The organism is Intrasporangium sp. (assembly GCF_039812505.1).
Classification (GTDB): Bacteria; Actinomycetota; Actinomycetes; order Actinomycetales; family Dermatophilaceae; genus Intrasporangium_A.
Genome location: NZ_JBDIAQ010000055.1, coordinates 1 through 22,552, shown reverse-complemented (window position 1 = coordinate 22,552; position 22,552 = coordinate 1). Strand labels below are relative to the sequence as shown.

Sequence of the window (22,552 nt, the reverse complement as noted above, 5' to 3'; positions counted from 1 at the left end):
TCGGCACGTCGGTGACCACCGCGGTGCCATGCTGTGAGGCACAGCCCCGGACATCCGGCTGGCACCTCGACCAAGGAGCGCACCAATGGCTGCGACCGTCGACGAGTTCCGTTCCCTGCACGTGCCCGGTTCCCCGCTCGTGCTGACCAACGCCTGGGACGCGGGCTCGGCCCGCCTCTTCGAGAACCTCGGTGCACGCGCGATCGCCACGACGAGTGCCGGTGTGGCCTGGGCGAACGCCACCCCGGACGGTGGGGCCCTCGGACCCGGCCCCCACCTCGGCCTCGCGCGCCGGCTGCTCGATCACGTGCGGGTACCGGTCACCATGGATGTGGAGAACGGCTACAGCCCGGACCCGGGTGTGGTGGCCCGGTTCCTCGCCGAGCTGGCCGAGATCGGGGTGGTCGGCGTCAACCTGGAGGACTCGACCGACGGCGTGCACCGGGACGTGGGTGAGTTCGCCGGCTTCCTGCGCGAGGTCCGGGCGGGACTGACCGCGCGGGGCGCGGACCTGTTCGTCAACGCCCGGGTCGACACGTACGTGCTCGGGGTCGACGAGCCGACCGACCGGATGCTGGAGCGCGCCGTCGCCTATGTCGAGGCCGGCGCCGACGGCATCTTCCTGATCGGGCTGCGCGACCTCGACGTCATCGCCGCGGCCTGCTCCAGTCTCACCGCGCCGGTCAACATCCTGGCCGGCAACGGCTCGCCCGCGCTGCACGAGCTGGCCCGGGTCGGGGTGGCCCGGGTCAGCGTCGGCAGCTGGCTGGCACGGGCGGCATACAGCGTCGCCCTGACCGCCGCGGCGCAGCTGCTGGAGGAGGGCACCTTCCGTGACCTTGCGCTCCAAGCCAGCCGTTTCGACCTGAACCGCCAGATGACGCCCGGCACGTGAGCAGCGGCCGGTGACCACGGGCCTGCCCGACGGGCGGTCAGGAGGCGAGCAGCAGCGACAGCGCGGCGGTGTCCGGGTCGTCGCCGGGGTCGACGTCGTCCTTGGCGGAGAGCCTCGTGACCGTGCCGCGTGCGTCCGCCTCTATCCACGCCGCCCGGTGCGCGAGCCCGAGGTAGGGCAGGCCCGGCAGCAGCAGGCAGCCCGACGCCGTCTCGTACTCCGGGACCGAGGCGATGGTGCTCGTCGGCGGATGCAGCACGGCCAGTCCGGCCGGTTGCTCGGCCGCGAACCGGCCGGGCTGCAGCGCGTGGTCGCCGACCAGCTGCCCCTCGGCCAGCACGACCCCGACGGAGTGCACCGGCGAGTGCTCCGGGACGGACTCGATGACCCGGAAGACCGTGCTGCCGTGCGGCAGCATCGCCGGCACGGCCGCCACCCGTACGGCGAGCCACAGGAACTGCGTCCACTCGACCGTGTCCACGGGCCAGCGCCCGACCAGGATGAACCCCTGCAGTGATCCGCGCGCGTAGATCGGCGCGACCTCGACGTTGACGTCGTGTTGAGGATCCATGGCGACCTCCTCACCCTTCCCCTACTCAAGATTCGCACGATCTGCTCGAATCCGTCGCGCAATATGACCAGGTTTCGCCGCCGGTCAGGGATGCCGCTCGAGATAGGGGTCGGTGATGTCACGCAGCGCCGTGAGCGCCTCCCGCAGGTGCCGCATCCGGCGGGGGCCGAGGTATGCCGCCCACTCGGCTTCCAGCCGTTGCTCCGCCGCGCGGGCCACCGGGATCACGGCCTGCATCCGGGCGGTCGGACGCACCAGCCGCGCCCTGCCGTCCGCGGGGTCGGGGACGCGCTCGACGTAGCCGGCCCGCTCGAGCCGGTCGACCAGGGCGGTGGCGGTCTGCTTTGCCACCTGGGCCCGCTCGGCCAGCACCGACAGGCGGGTCCCCTCGGGGTCGATCCCGGCCATGAGCCGGCCCTGCGCCATGGTCACGTCGGTGACCCCGCCCGCGCGGACGGCATCGAAGATGCGCTGCTGCGCGTGTCGCCCCGCGATCAGCATGAGCAGGCTGGTGGGCAGGTCACGGTCCACGAGGATCCTTGAAGTAGTCAGAGCATCGAACTATATTTGGTTCGTCGATAGGATTACTTTAGCGACTGCGAACGCTCCCCGGCCGTGGGTGGCCGCGCCATGACCGACCCCGCCCGCGACCACCACCGGCGTGAGGAGGCCGGCATGGACGACGACGAGATCTGGGCTGCGATCGACGACCAGCGGCGGCGCACCGCCGACCTGCTCGAGGGGCTGACGGGCCGGCAGTGGGAGCGCCCCTCGCTGTGTGACGGTTGGACGGTGCGGCACGTCGCCGCGCACCTGACCCTGCAGCAGCAGGGGGTCCGGGACATCGTCGTGTTCATGGCGCGACACCCCGAGATGCTGCGCGCCAGGTCGCTCAACCGGACCATCGTCGACTCGGCGGCGATCCAGGCCCGGCTGCCGACCGGACAGCTCGTCGACCGGATCCGGGCGATGATCGGCTCCCGGCGCCACAACGCGTTCGTCACCCAGCTCGAGACCCTCACGGACATCCTCGTGCACAGCCAGGACATCGCAGTGCCGCTCGGTGCCGAGCTGGAGTTGCCCGTGCCTGCGGCGGTGCTGGCCGCAACCCGCCGGTGGGAGACACGAGACACCTGGCTCGGCAAGGTGTTCCGCAGGCTTCCGCTCGAGGGGTACACCCTCCGAGCGACGGACGCCGACTGGACGCGAGGCGCCGGCCCCGAGGTCGCCGGCCCGATCGGTGCACTCCTGCTGCTCGTCACCGGCCGCACGGCCCGCCTCGACGAGCTGACCGGGGCCGGAGCGGACCATCTGCGTGGACAGCGGCACCCGGCCTGACGGGGTGCACCGTCGCGCCTCGCGCGCACATCCGGACCCCTGCCCCCCGGTGCACTCCTGACCTGCACACTCCTTGCCCCGAGGCCCGCCGCGCGGTTGGCTGGTACGAAGCACATCCGACCCATGCCACGGAGGCCACCATGTCCGCTCCTGTCCGAGCTGCGTCCGAGACCCTGTCCCACACCGTCGGTGAGACCGAGCCGCCGCTCATCGAGCAGACCATCGGCGACAACTTCGACGCGACGGTGGCCCGGTTCCCCGACCGCGAGGCGCTGGTGGACGTCGCACAGGGCAAGCGCTGGACCTACACGCAGCTGCAGGCCGACGTCGACCGGCTCGCGCGGGCGCTGCTGGCGGTCGGCGTCGCCACCGGCGACCGGGTCGGGATCTGGGCGCCCAACTGCTCGGAGTGGACGCTGACCCAGTACGCGACCGCGAAGATGGGCGCGATCCTGGTCAACATCAACCCCGCCTACCGCGCGCACGAGCTGCAGTACGTCCTGCAGCAGGCCGGGATCGCGACGCTCGTCTCCGCCAAGGAGTTCAAGACCAGCGACTACGCCGCGATGATCGAGCAGGTGCGCCCCGAGGTGCCCGGCCTCGAGCGGGTCGTCCTGATCGGCACGTCCGACTGGGACGTGCTGCTGGCGCATGCCGACGAGGTCCCGGCCGACGAGCTGGCCCGGGTCCAGGCCACGCTCGAGCACAACCAGCCGATCAACATCCAGTACACGTCGGGCACGACCGGCTTCCCAAAGGGCGCGACCCTCTCGCACCGCAACATCCTCAACAACGGCTTCTTCGTGGGCCACCTCTGCGACTACACCGAGCACGACCGGGTGTGCATCCCGGTGCCCTTCTACCACTGCTTCGGGATGGTCATGGGCAACCTGGCCTGCACCTCGATCGGCGCGTGCATGGTCATCCCGGCCCCCGGGTTCGACCCGGCCATCACCTTGCAGACCGTCCAGGACGAGCGGATCACCTCGCTCTACGGCGTGCCCACGATGTTCATCGCCGAGTGGAACCTGCCCGACTTCGCCGACTACGACCTCTCGACGGTGCGCACCGGGATCATGGCCGGCTCGACCTGTCCGGCCGAGCTGATGAAGAAGGTGATCGCCTCGGGCATCGAGGAGCTGACCATCTGCTACGGCATGACGGAGACCTCGCCGGTGTCCACCCAGACCCGCACCGACGACACGTTCGAGCGCAAGACCGGCACGGTCGGCCGGGTCGGCCCGCACCTGCAGATCCGGATCGTCGACCCGGCCACCGGCGAGGTCGTGCCCCGCGGGCAGGCCGGCGAGTTCCAGACCAAGGGCTACTCGGTCATGCTCGGCTACTGGGAGCAGCCGGACAAGACCGCCGAGGCGATCGTCGACGGCTGGATGCGCACCGGCGACCTGGGCGTCATGCACGACGACGGATACGTCGAGATCACCGGCCGGATCAAGGACATGGTCATCCGCGGCGGTGAGAACGTCTACCCGCGCGAGATCGAGGAGTTCCTCTACACCCACCCCGACATCCTCGACGCCCAGGTCATCGGGGTGCCGGACGAGAAGTACGGCGAGGAGCTCTGCGCCTGGATCCGGATGCGGCCGGGCGCCGAGCCGATCACCGCGGAGTCGCTGCGGCAGTTCTGCACCGGCCGGCTCGCGCACTACAAGATCCCGCGCTACGTCGAGGTCGTCGACGAGTTCCCGATGACCGTCACGGGCAAGATCCGCAAGGTCGAGATGCGCCAGGCCACCAGCCGCAAGCTCGGCCTGGGCTGACCGCCGCGCTCGCCACCACGTCCGAGGGTGGGGTATGCCGCTGAGCCGGCTGAGCGGCATACCCCACCGTCTCCGGCGGGGTGCCCCACGTTCCCCGGCCTGGCGCCGGGAGGCTGCCACGGACTCGAGGTCCGGGGCAGTAGGTTGCCCGTGAAGAGCACCCGACCACGAGGACGACCACATGTCTGACCCCACCAAGCTGATCCTGTGGCTCGCGCTGGCCGCGGCCGTCATCGCCGTCGTCGCGAGCCTGCTCGCGGCCTCGCGCCGGCGCCGCGAGCGGGAGGCGCGGCGCCGGGCGAGGTCGCTGCGTGCCCAGCCCGCCCGGCCCGCCGTGGCCGAGGCGGCCCCGGTACTGGAGCCGGTCGGCGCAGCGGTGCGCGAGGCGGGCGAGGGTCACCGCTCGGTCGAGCCGGCTGCGCCCGCGACGTGGGGCAGCGTCCCGGAGAACCCGGCGGCACCCGCCCCGGTCGTGCCGGTTCGCTCCGAGTCCGCTGACGTCGAGCTCTCCCAGGACGGCCCCGCCGCCACGGACGAGATCGTGGCGCCCGCCCCCGTCGGGGCTGTCCCGGCCACGGCCGACGGGTCGGCCGAAGAGTCGGCCGAGCCGCCGGTGGCGGTGGTGGCCGAGGAGCCGCTCGAGGTGGCCGAGGAGCCGGTAGCGGTGGTGGCCGAAGTATCGGTCGACGTGACCGAGGAGCCGATCGCAGCAGCACCGACCGGGGCCCGTGACGGCGCCCCGAGCGCAACGACCACCGCGGCCGGTGTGGCGGCCTTCGAGGACGACGAGCCCGACCTGGCCGACGCGGAGAACCCCTTCGGACCGGTGGGCCTCGCCCCGCTCGACCTGCCTTCCGGGTCGGACGACATCGTGACCCTGCCGCCCGCAGCGCGGCAGCCGACCCGCCGCGTCTCCACCCTGGCGGAGGTCCGCGACGGCGGGTACGGGCTCGGCTCGGCGGCACCGATCGCCGACGGCGCCCAGCCGCTCGGCCACGCGGTCAAGGCGGTCCGCGCGACGGGGACCTACCTGGTCCCCGGCTGCCCGGGCTACGACGAGGCCGCTCCGGACGTGTGGTTCTACGACGAGCGCGTCGCCTACCGCGTCGGCTACCGCCCGGGTCCGGGCGTCCGGGCGCCGTGGATGGGCTGACCGGGCGGCCGTCCCGGCCGGGCAAGGCCTGACGCGGCGCGGGGACGCCCGGAAATAGACTCTCCCGTATGGTCTCCCCGCTCGTCGCGCTCACCCCGAAGGTCCAGTCCGCGATCGCCGCCGTGCTGGGCGAGGACTACCGCGAGGCGGACCCGGTGCTGCGCCCGTCGCAGTTCGCGGACGTGCAGGTCAACGCGGCCCTGGCGCTCGCCAAGCGGGTGGGCCTGCGGCCGCGGGACCTCGCCGCCCGGATCGTCGAAGCGCTCGAGCTCGACGGCGTGTGCGAGACCGCCGAGGTGAGCGGCCCGGGGTTCGTCAACCTCACCTTCCGCGACCGCTGGATCGACTCGCTCGCGGACGAGCTCGCGGCCGACCCGCGGGTCGGGGTGCCCGTGCAGGCCCGCGAGAACATCCCGATCGACTACTCGGCGCCCAACGTCGCCAAGGAGATGCACGTCGGGCACCTGCGCACGACGATCGTCGGCGACGCGCTGGCGCGCACGCTCGAGCACCTCGGCCACCACGTCATCCGGCAGAACCACGTCGGCGACTGGGGCACCCCGTTCGGCATGCTCATCGAGCACCTGCTCGAGGTCGGCGAGGACTCCGCCGCGGCGGGCCTGCTCGTCACCGACCCCAACGCCTTCTACCAGGCGGCTCGCGCCAAGTTCGACGCCGCCGAGAAGGCCGAGCCGGCCGGCAGCGCCGGCGACTTCGACGTGCGCTCCCGGGCCAGGGTCGTGCTGCTGCAGGCCGGCGACGAGGCGACGCTGGCGCACTGGCGGCGGCTGGTCGACCTGTCGAAGGCCTACTTCAACAAGGTCTACCGGACCCTCGGGGTGACCCTGACCGACGCCGACCTCGCCGGCGAGTCCAGCTACAACGACATGCTGGCCGACGTGTGCGACGAGCTCGAGGCCAAGGGCATCGCGACCGTCTCCGAGGGTGCCCTGTGCGTCTTCCTCGACGGCTACACCGGACGCGAGGGCAAGCCGGTGCCGCTGATCGTGCGCAAGTCCGACGGCGGGTACGGCTATGCCACCACGGACCTGGCGACCGTCAAGTACCGGGTCGAGCAGCTGCACGCCGACCGGGTGCTCTACGTCATCGGGGCGCCGCAGGCGCTGCACCTCAACATGGTCTGGGACACCGCGCGCAAGGCGGGCTGGCTGCCGGACGCGGTCCGGCCGGTCCATATCCGGATCGGCAACGTCCTCGGGTCGGACCGCAAGATCCTCAAGACCCGGTCGGGTCGCCCGCTGCGCCTGGTGATGCTGCTCGACGAGGCGGTCGAGGCGGCCCAGGACGTCATCGACGCGGCCCGCCCCGACCTCGACGAGCAGACCAGGGCGACGATCGCGCGCCAGGTCGGCATCGGCGCGGTGAAGTACGCCGACCTGTCGGTCGCGCACGACAGCGAGTACGTCTTCGACCTGGCCCGGATGGTGTCGCTGACCGGCAACACCGGCCCCTACCTGCAGTACGTCGTGGCTCGGGTGCGTTCCATCTTCCGGCAGGCCGGCCTCGACCCGCTGGCCCAGCGTGCCCCGGTCGCGGTGGCCGAGCCGGCGGAGCGCGACCTGGCCAAGCGGCTGCTGGGCTTCGCCGACGTCGTCGTGGCGGTCGGCTCGGAGTACGAGCCGCACCGCCTGGCCGGCTACCTCTTCGAGCTGGCGCAGGACTTCTCGGCGTTCTACGAGAGCTGCCCGGTGCTCAAGGCCGGCACCGACGCGGTCCGGCAGTCTCGGCTGACGCTGAGCGCGCTCGTGCTGCGCACCATGACGACCGGCCTCGACCTGCTCGGTATCGAGGCGCCCGAGCAGATGTGAGCGTCGCGGTCACCCTGACCACGCGGTATCCGGAGAAGGAGGACGGCATGAGTGCGGTGCCGGAACAGCGGCCGCTGGCCGCGGTCGGGTTCGTGGACCGGGAGGAGCAGAAGGCCCAGGGGCGCGCTGCTCGCGCGACGCTGCCCCTCGAGGCCCATGCCGAGCTGCGGCCGGTGCCGGGCCAGGACCCGGTCGCGATCCTCGAGGGACAGGCGACCACCCGGGTCCCCGAGCTGGTCCCGGTCCGATACGGCCGGATGCTGGTCGACGCGTTCACCTTCTACCGAGGCGCGGCGGCCGTCATGGCCGACGACCTCGGCCACGTCCCGCACTCCGGTCTCACCGTCCAGCTGTGCGGCGACGCGCACGTGAGCAACTTCGGGCTGTTCGCCTCTCCGGAGCGCCGACTCGTCTTCGACGTCAACGACTTCGACGAGACCTGGCCCGGACCGTTCGAGTGGGACGTCAAGCGGCTGGCGGCGAGCCTCGAGATCGCTGGGCGGACCAACGGACACGCCGCCAAGGAGCGCCGGCGGGTCGTGCTCGCCGCCGCGCAGGCCTACCGCGAGGGCATGAGGGAGTATGCCCGACAGCCCATGCTCGAGGTGTGGTACCGCCACGGCGAGGTCGACGCCACGCTGGACTCCCTGCGGGGGACGATCTCGAAGGAGAGCTACACGGCGACGCGCAAGGCCGCCGCGAAGGCTCGCGGCCGTACGAGCGAGCAGGCGCTCGGCAAGCTGACCACCACGGTCGACGGAGTCGCCCGCTTCCGGAGCGAGCCCCCCTTGCTCGTGCCGCTGCGCGAGCTCGCGCCGAACCGGGCGGACCGCATGACCGCCTGGGTCACCGAGCTCCTGCAGCGCTACCAGCAGGGCCTGCGCTCGGACCTGCGTCACCTCTTGGGCGGTTTCCGGCTCGTCGACATCGCCCGCAAGGTCGTCGGGGTCGGCAGTGTCGGCACCCGTGCGTGGGTGGGCCTGCTCGTCGACGACACCGGCCATCCGCTCATGCTGCAGGCCAAGGAGGCCGTGTCCTCCGTGCTCGAGCCGTATGCCGCCGAGCCGCCTACGGAGCACCACGGCCGACGGGTGGTCGAGGGGCAACGGCTCATGCAGAGCTCGAGCGACATCCTGCTCGGCTGGCAGCACGTCCGGCAGGACATCACCGCAGAGCCGACCGACACGGACTACTACGTGCGCCAGTTCCGCGACTGGAAGGGCTCGTTCGTCGTCGAGTCCCTGGGGCCGCGCTCGCTCCGAGAGCTCGGCGCCGCCTGTGGCCGGACCCTCGCCCGCGCCCACGCGCGGTCGGGTCACCGCATTGCCATAGCGAGTTACCTCGGCAGCAAGGAGACGTTCGAGCAGGCCGTCGGCGAGTTCGCCGTGGCCTACGCCGACAAGACCGAGCGCGACTACGCCGCGCTCGAGGGTGCGGTCGCGGCCGGCCGCCTGGTGGCGGCGGCAGTGGGCTGAGCGTGGACACGCACTGAGCGGCATACCCAGCTGGGTATGCCGCTCAGCCTCGTCGCCCGGCCCGTGGCGTGGGTGCTCAGTCAGTCGTCCTTGGGCTTGTTGGGGTCGAGCGACACGGTCAGCAGGAAGGCCGACTCGGTCACCGCGTCGACGCCGTGCCGCTCGGGCGGGATGGCCACGACCTCACCCGCCCGCACGACCCATTCGGCCTCCTGCCCGGCGTACACGCGGACCGTGCCGGACAGTACCTGCAGGCTGGCCGCGGCCGGCGAGGCGTGCTCGGCCAGCTGCGCGCCCTGCGCTAGCCCGACGACGACCAGCCGCTGGTAGGCCCCGGTCCACAGCACGCGGGTGCCCCGGCCGTGCCTGGCGGCGCGGGCCGCCTCGATCGCCTCGCGGGCGGCCTCGCCCACGTTGACGATCCCCGCGCTCGCCGCGTCGTGGTGACGCGACGAGACCGGCACGAGGTCGCCCAGGGTGTGCGCCGGAGGGGCAACGTGCTCCTCGGTCACTGCACCTTCTCCCAGCCGCGCTTCGGTGCGCGGCTGCCGACGCCGGCGCCGACCCGCTTGTCCTTGCTCCGGTAGACGATGTACGGCCGGGTGAGGTAGCCGACCGGTGCGGAGAAGACGTGCACCAGCCGGGTGAACGGCCACAGGGCGAACAGGATGCAGGCGAAGAAGGCATGCAGCTGGAAGCCGAGCGGAATGCCGGTCATGTGGCTCGGGCTGGGGTTGCCGGACAGGAACCCGCGGTACCACAACGAGACCGACTCGCGGTAGTTGAAGTGCTCCCCGGCGACCGAGCCGAGCCCGAAGAGGCTCGAGGCGACGGTGTTCCACATGCCGAGCACGATGACCAGGCCGAGGAAGAAGTACATCGTCTTGTCCATCGGCGTCGTCGCGGAGAAGACCGGCCCGACCGTCCGGCGGCGGTAGATCAGGATCGTCATCCCGAGCAGGGTCACGATCCCGGCGGCCAGGCCACCGGTCAGGGCGAGCCAGTGGTAGGCCGTCTCGGTGAACCCGATCGCGTCGGTCCACGACTTCGGCAGCAGCAGCCCGATGATGTGACCGCCGACCACCCCGAGCATGCCGAAGTGGAACAGCGGGCTGCCCCAGCGCAGCATCCGCGTCTCGTAGAGCTGCGAGCTGCGGGTGGTCCAGCCGAACTTGTCGTAGCGGTAGCGCCAGAAGTGGCCGACGATGAAGATCGCGAGGCACAGGTAGGGGAAGATCACCCAGAGGAAGACGCTCATGAGGGGGCTCCTACGCGGATGGTCGGGACGGTGGCTGTCGTGCTCGTTGGGGTGGGGGGCGCGCCCCCGGATGACGGCGGCCCCCAGATGGCCGGGTCGATGGCGTACGGCTCCAGGCCGACCTCCTCCTGCGGGGGACCCTGCTCGATGAGGCGGTGCACCGCGTCGAGGCCCTCGCCGTCGAGCGCGGGCAGCGTGGCGCACAGGGCCGTCACGACGTCGGCCCAGGCCGAGCCCCGGTCGGCGAGCGCGATCCGGAGCATCTCGAGCCCGGCCCGATGGTCGACCACCAGCTTGCGGGCCGCATCGAGGTCGCCGGCCGCACCGAACTCGAGCACGACACCGAGGTGATCCGGCAGCTCGTCGGCCGCCAGCTCGACCCCGGCCCGCCGGTAGGCCTGCTTGAACTGCACCAGCGCCACGCCTCGCCGGCGGGTGTCCCCGTAGGAGAAGTAGGTCAGGTAGAGGCAGCACTTGCGGGTGTGGTCGAAGGTCTCGACGTAGTCGCGCTGCACGTCCCCGAGGGGCTGGGCGGCCAGGTGCGCCAGGAAGGAGGTGAGCGGCATACGGACCGGGTCGGGAAGCCCGTCGGCGACCGAGCGCAGCAGCGGCAGTCGGCCCACGAGCTGCTCCGACGGGTAGTCGAGCAGCAGCGAGACCGCCTGCCAGGCCAGCCTGGTCTGCTCGTCGGACAGCGGCGGCGGCTGTGTGCGGGCCGCCCGGCGGAAGGGGTTCACTTCTCCTTCTCCTGGTGCGGCGCCTGCTGCTCGCCCTGTGGGAACAGCCCGGAGGGGCGGCCCTTGCCGTCCCAGTTGAGCAGGTTGACCCGGCCGTGCAGGTGCTTGTCCTTGGGACCGCCCGCCATCCGGTTGACGTCGTCGGCCTCCTGGCGCTGCTGGAGCATCCGGAAGTTCTCGACGGCGACGGGGGTCAGGTCGCCCGAGCCTTCGCCGAACGTGCCGCGCTCGGGCTCGTAGTCGAAGTCGACCGGGCACTCGGTCGCGAGCTCCTCGAGCCCGTGGGCCTGCTCGACGTGCGCGGTCGGGATGACGTAGCGCTCGTCGTACTTGGCGATGGCCAGCAGCCGGAACATCTCGTACATCGACTCGGCGTCCATCCCGACGGCCTCGGCGATCTCGCCGTTGGGGTCGGAACCGAGGTTGATGTCCCGCATGAACGAGCGCATCGCGGCCAGCTTCTTCAGCACGTCGCTGACGAGCCCGGTGTCGCCGGCGGTGAACAGGTTGGCCAGGTACTCGACCGGGATGCGCAGCGCGTCGATCGCCGCGAACAGGTTGCCCCGGTCCTCGGCGTCGTAGCCGGTCTCCTTGACGACGTCGACGACCGGCGACAGCGGCGGGATGTACCAGACCATCGGCATGGTCCGGTACTCCGGGTGCAGCGGCAGCGCGACCTTGTAGTCCTGGATCAGCCGGCGCACCGGGGACCTCTTGGCCGCCTCGATCCAGTCGAGCGGTATGCCGGCCAGCTCGGCGTCACGCGCGACCGCGGGGTCGTTGGGGTCGAGGAAGACGTCGCACTGGGCCTGGTAGAGGGCCTTGTCGTCGGTGACGCTCGCGGCCTCGAGGACCTTGTCGGCGTCGTACAGCATCAGGCCGATGTAGCGCAGCCGGCCCACGCAGGTCTCGGCGCAGACCGTCGGGATGCCGACCTCGATGCGCGGGTAGCAGAAGGTGCACTTCTCGGCCTTGCCGGTCTTGTGGTTGAAGTAGACCTTCTTGTAGGGGCAGCCGGAGACGCACATGCGCCAGCCGCGGCAGCGGTCCTGGTCGACCAGGACGATGCCGTCCTCCTCGCGCTTGTAGATCGCCCCGCTCGGGCAGCTCGCGGCACAGCTCGGGTTGAGGCAGTGCTCGCAGATGCGCGGCAGGTAGAACATGAAGGTCTGCTCGAACTGGAACTTCACCTTGTCCTCGATGCCCTTGAGCATCGGGTCCTTGACGGCGACCTCCTGGCTGCCGCCGAGGTTGTCGTCCCAGTTCGCCGACCAGGTGATGTTCATCGGCTTGCCGGAGATCAGCGACACCGGGCGGGCGACCGGGAAGACGTCCGAGGCCGGCGCGTTGATGAGGTTCTCGTAGTCGTAGGTCCACGGCTCGTAGTAGTCCTCGAGCGAGGGCAGCTTCGGGTTGGAGAAGATCGTGGCGAGCTTCTTGAACCGGCCGCCGGCCTTCAGCTGCAGGTTGCCCCGCGAGTTGAGCGTCCAGCCGCCCTGCCAGGTCTCCTGGTCCTCGTAGGTGCGGGGGTAGCCGAGTCCGGGACGGGTCTCGACGTTGTTGAACCAGACGTACTCCATGCCGGCGCGGTTGGTCCACGCCTGCTTGCAGGTCACCGAGCAGGTGTGGCAGCCGATGCACTTGTCGAGGTTCATCACCATCGCCATCTGGGCCATGATGCGCATGTCAGTACTCCACCTTCTTGGTGCGGCGACGGATCACCGTCACCTCGTCTCGTTGGTTGCCGGTCGGGCCGAGGTAGTTGAACGCGAACGCCAGCTGGGCGTAGCCGCCGATGAGGTGGCTCGGCTTGACCAGGATCCGCGTCAGGGAGTTGTGGATGCCGCCGCGCCGGTTGTTCGTCTCGGTGCGCGGCACGTCGATCAGCCGGTCCTGCGCGTGGTGCATGTACACCGTGCCCTCGGGCATCCGGTGGCTGACGATCGCCCGGGCCGCGACCACGCCGTTGCGGTTGACCGCCTCGATCCAGTCGTTGTCCTTGATGCCGACCTTGGCGGCGTCCTTGTCGGACATCCAGATCGCCTGTCCGCCCCGCGCGAGCGAGAGCATGAACAGGTTGTCCTGGTACTCCGAGTGGATCGACCACTTGTTGTGCGGGGTCAGGTAGCGCACGGCCACCCCGAGCTCGTCGACGGTGCCGAGCTCGCGCTCGCCGAACAGCTTCTTCATGTCCAGCGGCGGCCGGTAGACCGGCAGCTCCTCGCCCATCTCGAGCATCCAGTCGTGGTCGAGGTAGAAGTGCTGGCGCCCGGTGAGGGTGTGCCAGGGCTTGAGCCGCTCGACGTTGATCGTGAAGGGGCTGTAGCGCCGGCCGCCGGTCTCCGAGCCGGACCACTCCGGGCTGGTGATGACCGGGACCGGGGCGGCCTGGATGTCGGCGAAGTTGATCTCCTTGCCCTGGTTCTCGGCGGCCAGGTCGTGCATGACGTGGCCGGTGCGGGCCTCGAGGGTCTTGAAGCCCTGGGTGGCCAGGTGGCCGTTGGTCGTGCCCGACAGGGTCATGATCGCCTGGGCCGCCTGCACGCCCGTGCGGATGCTCGGCCGGCCGCTCTTGATCCCGCCGCGCATGACCCCGTTGAGGTGGCCGAGCCGCTCGATCTCGCGCTTGACGTCGTAGGTGACGCCCTTGGTCGTGGTGCCCAGCTTGTCCAGGACCGGACCCAGGCTGATCATCTGGTCGTGGATGGCGCCGTAGTCGCGCTCCACGACGATCAGCTTGGGCATCGTCTTGCCGGGGATCGGCTCGCACTCGCCGGCCTTCCAGTCGCGCACGATGCCGTGCGGGTTGGCCATCGCGTCCGGGGTGTCGTGCAGCAGCGGCGCGACCACGAGGTCCTTGCGCACGCCGAGGTGCTTGGCCCCCAGCGGCGAGAACTTCTCGGCGATGACCTGGAAGATGTCCCAGTCGGTCTTCGTCTGCCACGGCGGGTTGATCGCCGGGTTGAACGAGTGGATGAACGGGTGCATGTCGGTCGTGTTGATGTCGTGCTTCTCGTACCAGGTCGCTGCCGGGAGCACGACGTCGGACAGGATCGTCGAGCTGGTCATCCGGAAGTCGAGGGTGAGCAGCAGGTCGAGCTTGCCCTCGGGGGCCTGCTCGCGCCATACGACGTCACGCGGGCGCAGGTGCTCGGGGGTCTCGGTCGCGGTGACCGCGTGGTCGGTGCCGAGCAGGTGCTTGAGGAAGTACTCCTCGCCCTTGGCCGAGCTGCCGAGCAGGTTGGCCCGCCACATCGCCAGCACCCGCGGGAAGTTCTCGGGCGAGTCCGGGTCCTCGACGGCGAAGCGCAGCTCGCCCGACTTGAGCCGGCTCACGACGTAGTCGGGCACGCTCTCGCCGGCCGCCTCGGCATCGTCGCAGATGTCGATCGAGCTGCGGTTCAGGCTCGGGAAGCTCGGCATCCAGCCCATCCGGGCCGACTGGGCGAGGGTGTCGATGGTCGACATGCCCTTGAACATCCCGCTGCCGGTCGCCGCGGACACCTCATCGGCCTGGTAGTGGTCGTAGCGGTACTGGTCGGTGTGGACGTACCAGTACGCGGTCTGGATCATCTGGCGCGGCGGGCGGATCCAGTCGAGCGCCATGGCCAGGTGCGCCCAGCCGGTGATCGGGCGGGCCTTCTCCTGCCCGACGTAGTGCGCCCAGCCGCCGCCGTTGCGCCCCTGGCACCCGGTGATGGTGGTCAGCATGAACATCGCCCGGTAGATCGTCTCGGAGTGGAACCAGTGGTTGGCCCCGGCGCCGACGATGATCATCGAGCGGCCGCCGGTGTCGGCGGCGTTCTGGGCGAACTCCTTGGCGATCCGGGTCACCGCGGCGGCGGGGACGGCCGTGATGGTCTCCTGCCAGGCCGGGGTGTACGGCGCGGCGACGTCGTCGTAGCCGCTCGCGTAGCTGCCCGGCAGGTCGCCGCGGGCGACGCCGTAGTGGGCGAACATCAGGTCGAGCACGGTCGTGACCAGATGGTCGCCGACCCGACGGACCGGGACGCCGCGGGTGGCGATGGTCGGCATCGCCTCGTCGAACCGCGGGAAGTCGACCAGGACCGCGTCCTCCTTGGTGTCGAGCAGGGACAGGGCCGGCACGATGTCGCCGAGGTCGAGGTTCCACTTGCCGACCCCGCCGGGGCCGAACCGGTCGGCGAGCGAGCCGTTGGGGCAGACGAGCTCGCCGCTCACCTGGTCGAGCACCACGGTGCGGAACTCGGCGCTCTCGGACGTCGCGAGCTCGCCCCCGAGGTCGGCGGCGGTGAGGAACTTGCCGGGCCGGTAGGCCACCTCGCCGGACGTTCCGGCGACCTCCTCGAGCGCCACCAGGTAGGGCAGGTCGGTGTACTGGCGGCAGTAGTGGTCGAAGAAGTCGACGTGCTTGTCGGTGAAGAACTCCTTGAGCACGACGTGGCCCATCGCCATGGCCATGGCCGCGTCGGTGCCCGGCTCGATCGCCAGCCACTCGTCGGCGAACTTGACGTTGTCGGCGTAGTCGGGGGCGATCGAGATGACCTTCTGGCCGCGGTAGCGCGCCTCGGTCATCCAGTGGGCGTCGGGCGTGCGCGTGACCGGGACGTTGGAGCCCCACATCATCAGGTATGCGGCGTCCCACCAGTCACCGGACTCGGGCACGTCGGTCTGGTCGCCCCAGATCTGTGGCGAGGCGACGGGCAGGTCGGCGTACCAGTCGTAGAAGGAGAGCATCGCGCCGCCGACGAGCTCGGTGAAGCGCGAACCCGACGCGTGGCTGACCATCGACATGGCCGGGATGGGCGAGAAGCCGGCCACCCGGTCGGGGCCCCACTGCTTGATGGTCGAGACGTATGCCGCCGCCACGATCTCCGCGGCCTCGTCCCAGGTAGCGCGCACCAGGCCGCCCTTGCCGCGGACGCTCTTGTAGCGCCGGGCCTTCTCGGGGTCGTTGGTGATCTCGTGCCAGGCCTCGACCGGGTCGCCGAGCCGGGCGCGGGCCTCCCGGTACATCTCGAGCAGTACGCCGCGCACGTACGGGTAGCGCACCCGGGTGGGGGAGTAGGTGTACCACGAGAACGCGGCCCCGCGCGGACAGCCGCGCGGCTCGTAGTCGGGCCGGTCCGCGCCGACGGTGGGGTAGTCGGTCTGCTGGGCCTCCCAGGTGATGATCCCGTCCTTGACGTAGACTTTCCACGAGCACGAGCCGGTGCAGTTGACGCCGTGGGTGGACCGGACCACCTTGTCGTGGCTCCACCGGTCGCGGTAGAAGGAGTCGCCCTCGCGGCCCCCCTGCCGCAGCAGCAGGCGTTTGTCGTCGGAGACGGTTGCGCTGGTGAAGAAGCGACGGGTGCCGACCAAGGCCTCGCTGAGCGGGCCGTCGAGACCGGCCGGATGGGTCCGGGTCGAGGGGGTCATGAACGGGTCTCCTTGTCATTGGCTGGGATGCGAGGGGACGTGCTCTCCGGTGGCGGGCCGGCGGTCAGGGCGGCCACGCACAGGTGTGGGGTGACGAACGGGGTGAGGCTGACCTCGGTGTGCTCCTCGCCCAGCTCCTCCATCACGCCCCGCATGAGGCCGCGGTGGATGCTGCAGACGAGGGCGGTGTTGTCGCGGGCCAGGTCGATGAAGGGGCAGCCGTGCAGGGCGACCCGTGCGGTGCGGCCACCCTCGGTGGTGGACACCTCCGGGGTGTAGCCCCACTCCTCGAGGATGTCGACCATGCGGCCGATCTTGCCGAGCCACTGGCCCGGGGTCTGCGCCGCGCTGGTGCGGCTGGGGTCGAGGCCTTCCTGCCGGACCCGGCGGCGGCCCCAGCGGGCGCCGAGCTCCTCGGGGGTCAGCGTCTCGTCGGTGTCGCTGAACGACTCGATCAGGACCTCGGAGAGCAGGGCGAAGGACTGCTCGGACCGGCCCGGGTCGAGCGAGCCGTGCGCGATCGCGTAGAGCTTGCGGGGTCGGCCGGCCCCCTCGCCACGCTTGAAGTGCGAGGTGACCAGGCCACCCGCGACGAGCTGGTCGAGGTGGAAGCGCATGGTCGTGACGTGCAGGTGCAGCCGGTCGGCCAGCTCGCGCGCCGAGAGCCCCTCGGCAGGGTTGCGCACGCCGGTGCGCGGGTCGCGGACCGGCGGCAGGTTCGCGAGCAGGTCGACGACCCGACGGCGCACTGAGGAGTTGAGCAGGTCGGTGCCAAGCGGCGTACGGTCGAGCATTCAGCCCACCTCCTGTCGAATTAGGCAACGTTCGTGTGTCCTATTTATAGGAGTCGTGCTACTTCATCTAACCATGCATTTGGCGGATTCACCCGCGGCGGATTCGACGGATTCCGATCGTACCGATCGGTCGGGTCCGGCGCGAGCCCGGGTGCGGGACTTCCTCGCTCCACCAAGGGCGTTGGCAGCGGCAACTTGCACAGCGGGCTCCTACTACGTACCGTAGTTCTAGCGTTCGGGGTGGCCACCCGGCACGGGATGCGGCGATACTTCAGCCACCACCGCAGTCGGACCCGGTTCGCACCAATTTAGAGCAGTCCCATTCCTACAAAAAGACAAGGTATTCGGTGGACCCCTCCTCCTCGGGCTCAACCCGCGTGCTCGTCCTGTCGACGACCGCCTTCACGGTGATGTTCGCCGTGTGGCTGATGTTCGGCATCCTCGGCATCCCCATCCAGCAGGAGCTCGGGCTCAGCGACCCGGAGCTCGCCTGGATCAGCGCCGTCGCCGTGCTGAACGGCTCGATCTGGCGCCTGCCGGCCGGGATGCTCACCGACCGGATCGGTGGTCGCAAGGTGACCATCGTCATGCTCCTGGCGACGGCGGTGCCCACCTGGTTCGTCGCCCAGGCGCACAGCTATGCCGCGCTGCTCGGCCTGGCCTTCCTGGTCGGCTTCGCCGGCAACCTCTTCTCGGTGGGTGTCGCGTGGAACGCCGCGTGGTTCCCCCGGGGCCGGCAGGGCTTCGCCCTGGGGGTCTTCGGGGCCGGCAACGTCGGTGCCTCGGTGACGAAGTTCATCGGCCCGCCGCTGATCGTCGCGACCGCCGGGGCGACCTTCGCCTTCGGCGTCCAGGGCGGCTGGCGCATCGTCCCGGCGATCTACGCCGTGCTGCTCGTCGCGATCGGGGTCCTGACCTGGGTGCTCGCGCCGCGCCAGGACCGGATGCCGGGCCGGGCCCAGTCGCTGGGCGCCATGCTCCAGCCGCTGAAGGACGTGCGGGTGTGGCGCTTCGGCCTGTACTACGTGGCGGTCTTCGGCGCCTACGTCGCCCTGTCCGCCTGGCTGCCCAAGTACTACGTCGACAACTTCGGGGTCTCGCTCGGCACGGCCGCGCTGCTGACGGCCACCTTCATCTTCCCGGCCTCGCTGCTGCGCCCCCTCGGCGGCTGGTTCAGCGACAAGTTCGGGGCCCGGCGCGGGATGTACCTCACCTTCACCGTGATGCTGGTCACGAGCGGCATCCTGATGATGCCCAACGGCCACCTGGTCATCAACCACGCGGACGGCAGCCAGACGCAGCACCTGCCCTACCACCTGGGCATCGTGCCGTTCGCCATCCTGGTCTTCGTGCTCGGCTGTGCGATGGGCGTCGGCAAGGCCGCGGTGTACAAGCACATCCCGGAGTACTTCCCCACGGTCGTCGGACCGGTCGGGGGCCTGGTCGGGATGCTCGGCGGTCTCGGTGGCTTCTTCCTGCCGCCGCTGTTCGCCTATACGAAGCAGTGGTCCGGCTTCCCGTCGAGCACCTTCTTCGTCATCTTCCTGCTCACCTTGGTGTGTGCCCTCTGGATGCACTGGACCGTCGTCCATATGCTGCACGAAGGCTCACCGGACCTGTCCGACTACTTCGAGCCGCCGCCGGCCCACAACCCCGAGATCGAACACGCCCACGCCCCTAGCGCGTCTGCGATCGACGCCAGCACAGAGAGCACGGAGGCACGCGCATGACCACCAACGCCGCCACCCGCACGAAGGGCGAATGGCTCGAGGGGTGGGACCCGGAGAACGAGCAGACGTGGGACAAGGCTCTCGCGTGGCGCACCCTCTGGATCACGACCTTCAGCCTGACGATGTGCTTCGTCGCCTGGTTCCTGCCCAGCGCGATCGTGCCCAAGCTCAACCCGATCGGCTACAACTTCAGCCATTCCCAGCTCTACTGGCTCGCCTCCATCCCGGGCCTGGCCGCCGGGCTGCTGCGCATCGTCTGGATGGTGCTGCCGCCCATCATGGGGACCCGCAAGATGGTCACCCTGACCTCGCTGCTGCTCATCGCGCCGATCCTCGGCTGGGGCGTGCGGGTGCAGAGCCCCACCGCCCCCTACTGGGAGCTGCTCACGCTGGCCTTCCTCTCCGGTATCGGCGGTGGCGCCTTCTCCGGGTTCATGCCCTCGACGTCCTACTTCTTCCCCAAGCGCATGCAGGGCACGGCCCTGGGGCTGCAGGCCGGCATCGGCAACTTCGGCGTCTCCCTCGTGCAGCTGCTCACCCCGTGGCTGATCGGCTTCGGCATGGTCGGCTTCCTGGGCGGCTCGCAGATGCTGACCTTCCCCGGCAAGCCGGACCAGGAGGTCTGGTACCAGAACGCGGCGTTCGTCTGGATCCCGCTGCTGCTGATCATCGCCTTCTTCTCCTGGACCTTCCTCAAGTCCGTCCCGATGACGACCAACATCAAGCAGCAGTTCGACATCTTCAACAACCAGGACACCTGGTGGATGACGCTGCTCTACATCATGACGTTCGGCACGTTCTCCGGTCTGTCCGCGCAGTTCGGCCTGCTGATGGCCAACCTCTACGGCATCGGTAACACCGCCATCGTCTCGGGCGAGGGCGCTGCGGCCAAGGTCCTGATCGAGGGCTACGTGCCGCCGGACGTCGTCAAGTACGTCTTCCTCGGCCCGCTGGTCGGGGCCGGCGCCCGCGTGGTGTTCTCGCCGCTGACCGACCGCATGGGCGGGGCGATCTGGTCGCTCATCTCGGGCATCGGGCTCGTCGGCGCGATCGCCTACACCATCCCGTCGCTGACCCCGGACGCGACGTCGGCCGCCACGCTGCACGCCGGGTTCAACCAGTTCCTCTACGGGATGCTCGCGATCTTCCTCTTCTCGGGCATCGGAAACGCCTCGACGTTCAAGCAGATGCCGATGATCTTCGAGCGGCGCCAGGCCGGCGGCGTGATCGGCTGGACCGCCGCGGTCGCCGCCTTCGGCCCGTTCCTGTTCGGCGTCGGCCTGACGATCATGACCCCGACCGTCTTCTACGCGATCGGCATCGTCTGGGCGATCATGTGCATCGTCGTCACCTGGATGCGCTACGCCCGGCCGGGTGCGCCGAAGCCCAGCTGACGCCTTCGTTCCCACCGGCAGGTGCCCCACGTCGATGTGGGGCACCTGTCTGCTTCCGGTTCGGGTGGCTACCTGGTCTCGGTCGAGCGGGTGTCGAGCAGTGATCCACCGACGGGGGAGAAGCGCTCGTGACTGGGCACGCGTTGGGCACGACCGACCCGGAACGCAAGGACTCCGCCGCTGATGCCGCCGGGGAGGGCGTCTGACCGGCGGCGGAGTCGTGGAGCGAGCGACGGGAATCGAACCCGCGTATCCAGCTTGGGAATACCGTAAGGGCCCGGCCGTCCGAGCTCGTGGTGCGTCAGGCCGTATCCGCGGATGGCCGCAGTGCCCCCTGACTGGCCGTACGCAATCGCACGCACGTCGCACGTTACGAGCCCCGTCGGGTACCTGCTTGCCAAGCAGGTGGTGAGGGTACATCGGGCCTGGTCGGACGCGGTTTCGTTCAGGCGCGGGGGCGCCTGAGGGACGTAGGGCCTCGGCCAGCGGCGGCAGGTGGGTCTGGATCACGTCGCGGACGATGTCGACGTCGACCCCGAAGTACTGATGCACGAGGATGTTCCGCAAGCCGCGGATCTGCGGCCAGGCGATCTCCGGGTGCGCGTCGGTGATCTCCGGCGGCAGGTGGCTGGTCGCCTCGCCGATGATCTGGAGGTTGCGCTCGATGGCGTCCTCGGCCATCTCCACGAGGTCCGCGTCATCGTCGTCGAGCGCGGCGACATACCGCCGGCAGCGGTCGATGGCTTCCAGGATGTCCGAGATCCTCTGGTCGAGGCCGCGGCTCACAGCGCGACCGCGTCCTCGAGGGCCGAGGCCGAGATCGGCCGTTTGAGCAGTTGCGCCGGGAACACGTCGATGTCGTCGCGGCCGAACAGGACCCGAGTCTCCTCCATGAGTCCGGAGGCGCGCATGAGCAGGTTCCCGTCGGCTGGGTCCATCTCGACGAGGATGTCGATGTCGCTGCCGGCCTTCGCGGTGCCGCGCGAGACGGAGCCGAACAGTTTCGCGCTCGTCGCCCCGTACTTGACCAGGAGCGCCCGAAACTCCTCGCGGCGCGTGTCGAGGAGCTCGCGCAGGGCGAGCGTCTCGGGCGTCACGGCGGCCTCGGGCATGCCTTCAGGATACCGGCGGGGCACCGGCGGCGGCCCACGACGGACGCGAGCTCACACGGCTTCGTCCGAGCCGTGCAGCGAGCGACGGGAACCGAACCCGCGTATCCTGCTCGGGAATCCGGTCCATCAAACCTGCTGGGCGGCTGGCTGGTCACGCTCGGGGAGAGGCCGTTCGTGTCCGTTGCGGCCTCGTGATGCCCGACGCTGAGGGCACGCATCGCTGTCGACGCCCTGGGTCCCTTCGCCGATACCTGGCGACTCGCATGCTTGCAGGGACAGCGCGCCGCAAGTTACCTTGGAGTCGTGACGGATGAGCCGATCCTCGCCGAATCGGCTCTGAAGCACGGCGTTGACGAACACGACATCGTTCACGCTTACCGCAACCCCATCCGGATCTGGGATCTCGGTGAGGGGTTCACCATGATGGTCGGCGCAAGCGCGGCGGGCATCTTCCTTGAAGTTGGTTACATCCAGGGCGACAGCGCCGTGGTCGTCGTCCACGCGATGCGCGCCCGAGAAAAGTTCCTCAGGTGATGCACATGCCACGAACCGTTGATGAGATCCTTGCTCACGCCGACGAACTCGCGGAACGTTTCGAGCGGTATGAGCCGAAGGATGTCGACGAGTTGGACGTCGCTGCCGTTTCGGCGCTGCGGGCTGCCGTCGCCGAGCGTTCGTCCGCCGAACGGCACCTCGTCGACGCCGTGCGCGTGGCACGCGAGGCTGGCATGTCCTGGGCCGCCATCGGTCACCTGGTTGGCACGAGCGGAGAGGCCGCCAGACAGCGTTACGCCAAACGCGTCGCCTGACGAGTGCCGACCGAGTGGGCGGGGGCTGGGCATGTGTTGGGCACGGACGTGACGGGGACGAGCAAGCCGCAGGCCCGGACATGTGTCCTGACCTGCGGCGGAGCGGTGGAGCGAGCGACGGGAATCGAACCCGCGTATCCAGCTTGGGAAGTGAGCCGGGGGCGCCGTCGGCAGTCCAGTTGCGCTTGGGCGGGTGCCCGCTCGAGCCCGCCGGGCACCCGTGGGCGCCGTGCGATTGGGCACGGATTGGGCACGTGCCTGACCTAGCCTGATCCC

The 22,552-nt window shown here is 70.1% G+C and carries 19 protein-coding genes; 10 read left to right on the top strand and 9 right to left on the bottom strand.

The window, feature by feature from the left end; all coding sequences use genetic code 11:
• Window positions 1-85 precede the first annotated feature (85 nt).
• Window positions 86-895: an isocitrate lyase/phosphoenolpyruvate mutase family protein gene (locus tag WMI84_RS09230; RefSeq protein ID WP_347352427.1), complete on the top strand. Its 810-nt coding sequence runs from the start codon at window positions 86-88 to the stop codon at window positions 893-895.
• 37 nt (window positions 896-932) lie between these two features.
• Here WMI84_RS09230 and WMI84_RS09225 read toward each other — a convergent pair whose 3' ends face one another.
• Both WMI84_RS09225 and WMI84_RS09220 read right to left on the bottom strand, forming a co-directional pair.
• Entirely contained in the window at window positions 933-1,466 is a 534-nt protein-coding gene (locus tag WMI84_RS09225) for a peptidase (RefSeq protein WP_347352425.1), read from the bottom strand.
• Window positions 1,467-1,550: 84 nt separating this feature from the next.
• Complete coding sequence (locus WMI84_RS09220) at window positions 1,551-1,997, bottom strand: MarR family transcriptional regulator (RefSeq protein ID WP_347352423.1); 447 nt, start codon at window positions 1,995-1,997, stop codon at window positions 1,551-1,553.
• 99 nt (window positions 1,998-2,096) lie between these two features.
• Here WMI84_RS09220 and WMI84_RS09215 point away from each other — a divergent pair, with 99 nt between their 5' ends.
• The 5 genes from WMI84_RS09215 to WMI84_RS09195 all read left to right on the top strand — a co-directional run bounded on the left by WMI84_RS09215 (window position 2,097) and on the right by WMI84_RS09195 (window position 9,042).
• Window positions 2,097-2,804 (top strand): maleylpyruvate isomerase family mycothiol-dependent enzyme, encoded by a 708-nt coding sequence (locus WMI84_RS09215; protein ID WP_347352421.1) that lies wholly within the window; start codon window positions 2,097-2,099, stop codon window positions 2,802-2,804.
• Between the two features lie 140 nt (window positions 2,805-2,944).
• Complete coding sequence (locus WMI84_RS09210; protein ID WP_347352419.1) at window positions 2,945-4,585, top strand: AMP-binding protein; 1,641 nt, start codon at window positions 2,945-2,947, stop codon at window positions 4,583-4,585.
• A 181-nt stretch (window positions 4,586-4,766) separates the two neighbouring features.
• A complete protein-coding gene (locus WMI84_RS09205; RefSeq protein ID WP_347352417.1) occupies window positions 4,767-5,738 on the top strand; it encodes a hypothetical protein in 972 nt (323 codons plus the stop codon).
• A gap of 68 nt (window positions 5,739-5,806) precedes the next feature.
• Complete coding sequence (gene argS, locus WMI84_RS09200; RefSeq protein ID WP_347352415.1) at window positions 5,807-7,567, top strand: arginine--tRNA ligase; 1,761 nt, start codon at window positions 5,807-5,809, stop codon at window positions 7,565-7,567.
• Window positions 7,568-7,614: 47 nt separating this feature from the next.
• Entirely contained in the window at window positions 7,615-9,042 is a 1,428-nt protein-coding gene (locus WMI84_RS09195; protein WP_347352413.1) for a DUF2252 domain-containing protein, read from the top strand.
• A gap of 80 nt (window positions 9,043-9,122) precedes the next feature.
• Here the strand turns inward: WMI84_RS09195 and WMI84_RS09190 are convergent, their stop codons facing one another.
• The 6 genes from WMI84_RS09190 to WMI84_RS09165 are packed head-to-tail and all read right to left on the bottom strand — an operon-like array spanning window position 9,123 to window position 17,231.
• The gene (locus WMI84_RS09190) at window positions 9,123-9,554 is read right to left on the bottom strand and encodes a LuxR family transcriptional regulator (protein ID WP_347352411.1); all 432 of its coding nucleotides are present in this window, start codon (window positions 9,552-9,554) and stop codon (window positions 9,123-9,125) included.
• On the bottom strand, window positions 9,551-10,300 hold the full coding sequence (gene narI, locus WMI84_RS09185; protein ID WP_347352409.1) for a respiratory nitrate reductase subunit gamma: 750 nt from the start codon (window positions 10,298-10,300) through the stop codon (window positions 9,551-9,553). Before narI ends, WMI84_RS09190 begins: the two co-directional genes overlap by 4 nt.
• Window positions 10,297-11,037 (bottom strand): nitrate reductase molybdenum cofactor assembly chaperone, encoded by a 741-nt coding sequence (narJ, locus tag WMI84_RS09180; RefSeq protein ID WP_347352407.1) that lies wholly within the window; start codon window positions 11,035-11,037, stop codon window positions 10,297-10,299. Before narJ ends, narI begins: the two co-directional genes overlap by 4 nt.
• Window positions 11,034-12,722, bottom strand: a complete 1,689-nt coding sequence (narH, locus tag WMI84_RS09175; protein ID WP_347352405.1) for a nitrate reductase subunit beta — start codon at window positions 12,720-12,722, stop codon at window positions 11,034-11,036. The genes narJ and narH overlap by 4 nt, the downstream gene beginning before the upstream one ends.
• A gap of 1 nt (window position 12,723) precedes the next feature.
• A complete protein-coding gene (locus WMI84_RS09170; protein WP_347352403.1) occupies window positions 12,724-16,437 on the bottom strand; it encodes a nitrate reductase subunit alpha in 3,714 nt (1,237 codons plus the stop codon).
• Window positions 16,434-17,231 carry a helix-turn-helix domain-containing protein gene (locus WMI84_RS09165; RefSeq protein WP_347352401.1) on the bottom strand — a complete coding sequence of 266 codons (798 nt, stop codon included), beginning with the start codon at window positions 17,229-17,231 and terminating at the stop codon, window positions 16,434-16,436. Before WMI84_RS09165 ends, WMI84_RS09170 begins: the two co-directional genes overlap by 4 nt.
• A 347-nt stretch (window positions 17,232-17,578) precedes the next feature.
• On the opposite strand from WMI84_RS09165, the gene WMI84_RS09160 reads away from it, so the two are divergent.
• Complete coding sequence (locus tag WMI84_RS09160) at window positions 17,579-18,961, top strand: MFS transporter (RefSeq protein ID WP_347352399.1); 1,383 nt, start codon at window positions 17,579-17,581, stop codon at window positions 18,959-18,961.
• Window positions 18,958-20,355, top strand: coding sequence for an MFS transporter (locus WMI84_RS09155; protein WP_347352398.1), 1,398 nt, complete (start codon window positions 18,958-18,960; stop codon window positions 20,353-20,355). The genes WMI84_RS09160 and WMI84_RS09155 overlap by 4 nt, the downstream gene beginning before the upstream one ends.
• Before the next feature lie 782 nt (window positions 20,356-21,137).
• Here WMI84_RS09155 and WMI84_RS09150 read toward each other — a convergent pair.
• Complete coding sequence (locus tag WMI84_RS09150; protein ID WP_347352396.1) at window positions 21,138-21,467, bottom strand: nucleotidyltransferase domain-containing protein; 330 nt, start codon at window positions 21,465-21,467, stop codon at window positions 21,138-21,140.
• A 303-nt stretch (window positions 21,468-21,770) separates the two neighbouring features.
• Here WMI84_RS09150 and WMI84_RS09145 point away from each other — a divergent pair, with 303 nt between their 5' ends.
• Together WMI84_RS09145 and WMI84_RS09140 are read left to right on the top strand one after the other, a co-directional pair.
• Entirely contained in the window at window positions 21,771-22,001 is a 231-nt protein-coding gene (locus WMI84_RS09145; protein ID WP_347352395.1) for a hypothetical protein, read from the top strand.
• Between the two features lie 5 nt (window positions 22,002-22,006).
• Window positions 22,007-22,276, top strand: a complete 270-nt coding sequence (locus WMI84_RS09140) for a hypothetical protein (RefSeq protein ID WP_347352393.1) — start codon at window positions 22,007-22,009, stop codon at window positions 22,274-22,276.
• Window positions 22,277-22,552: the final 276 nt, after the last annotated feature.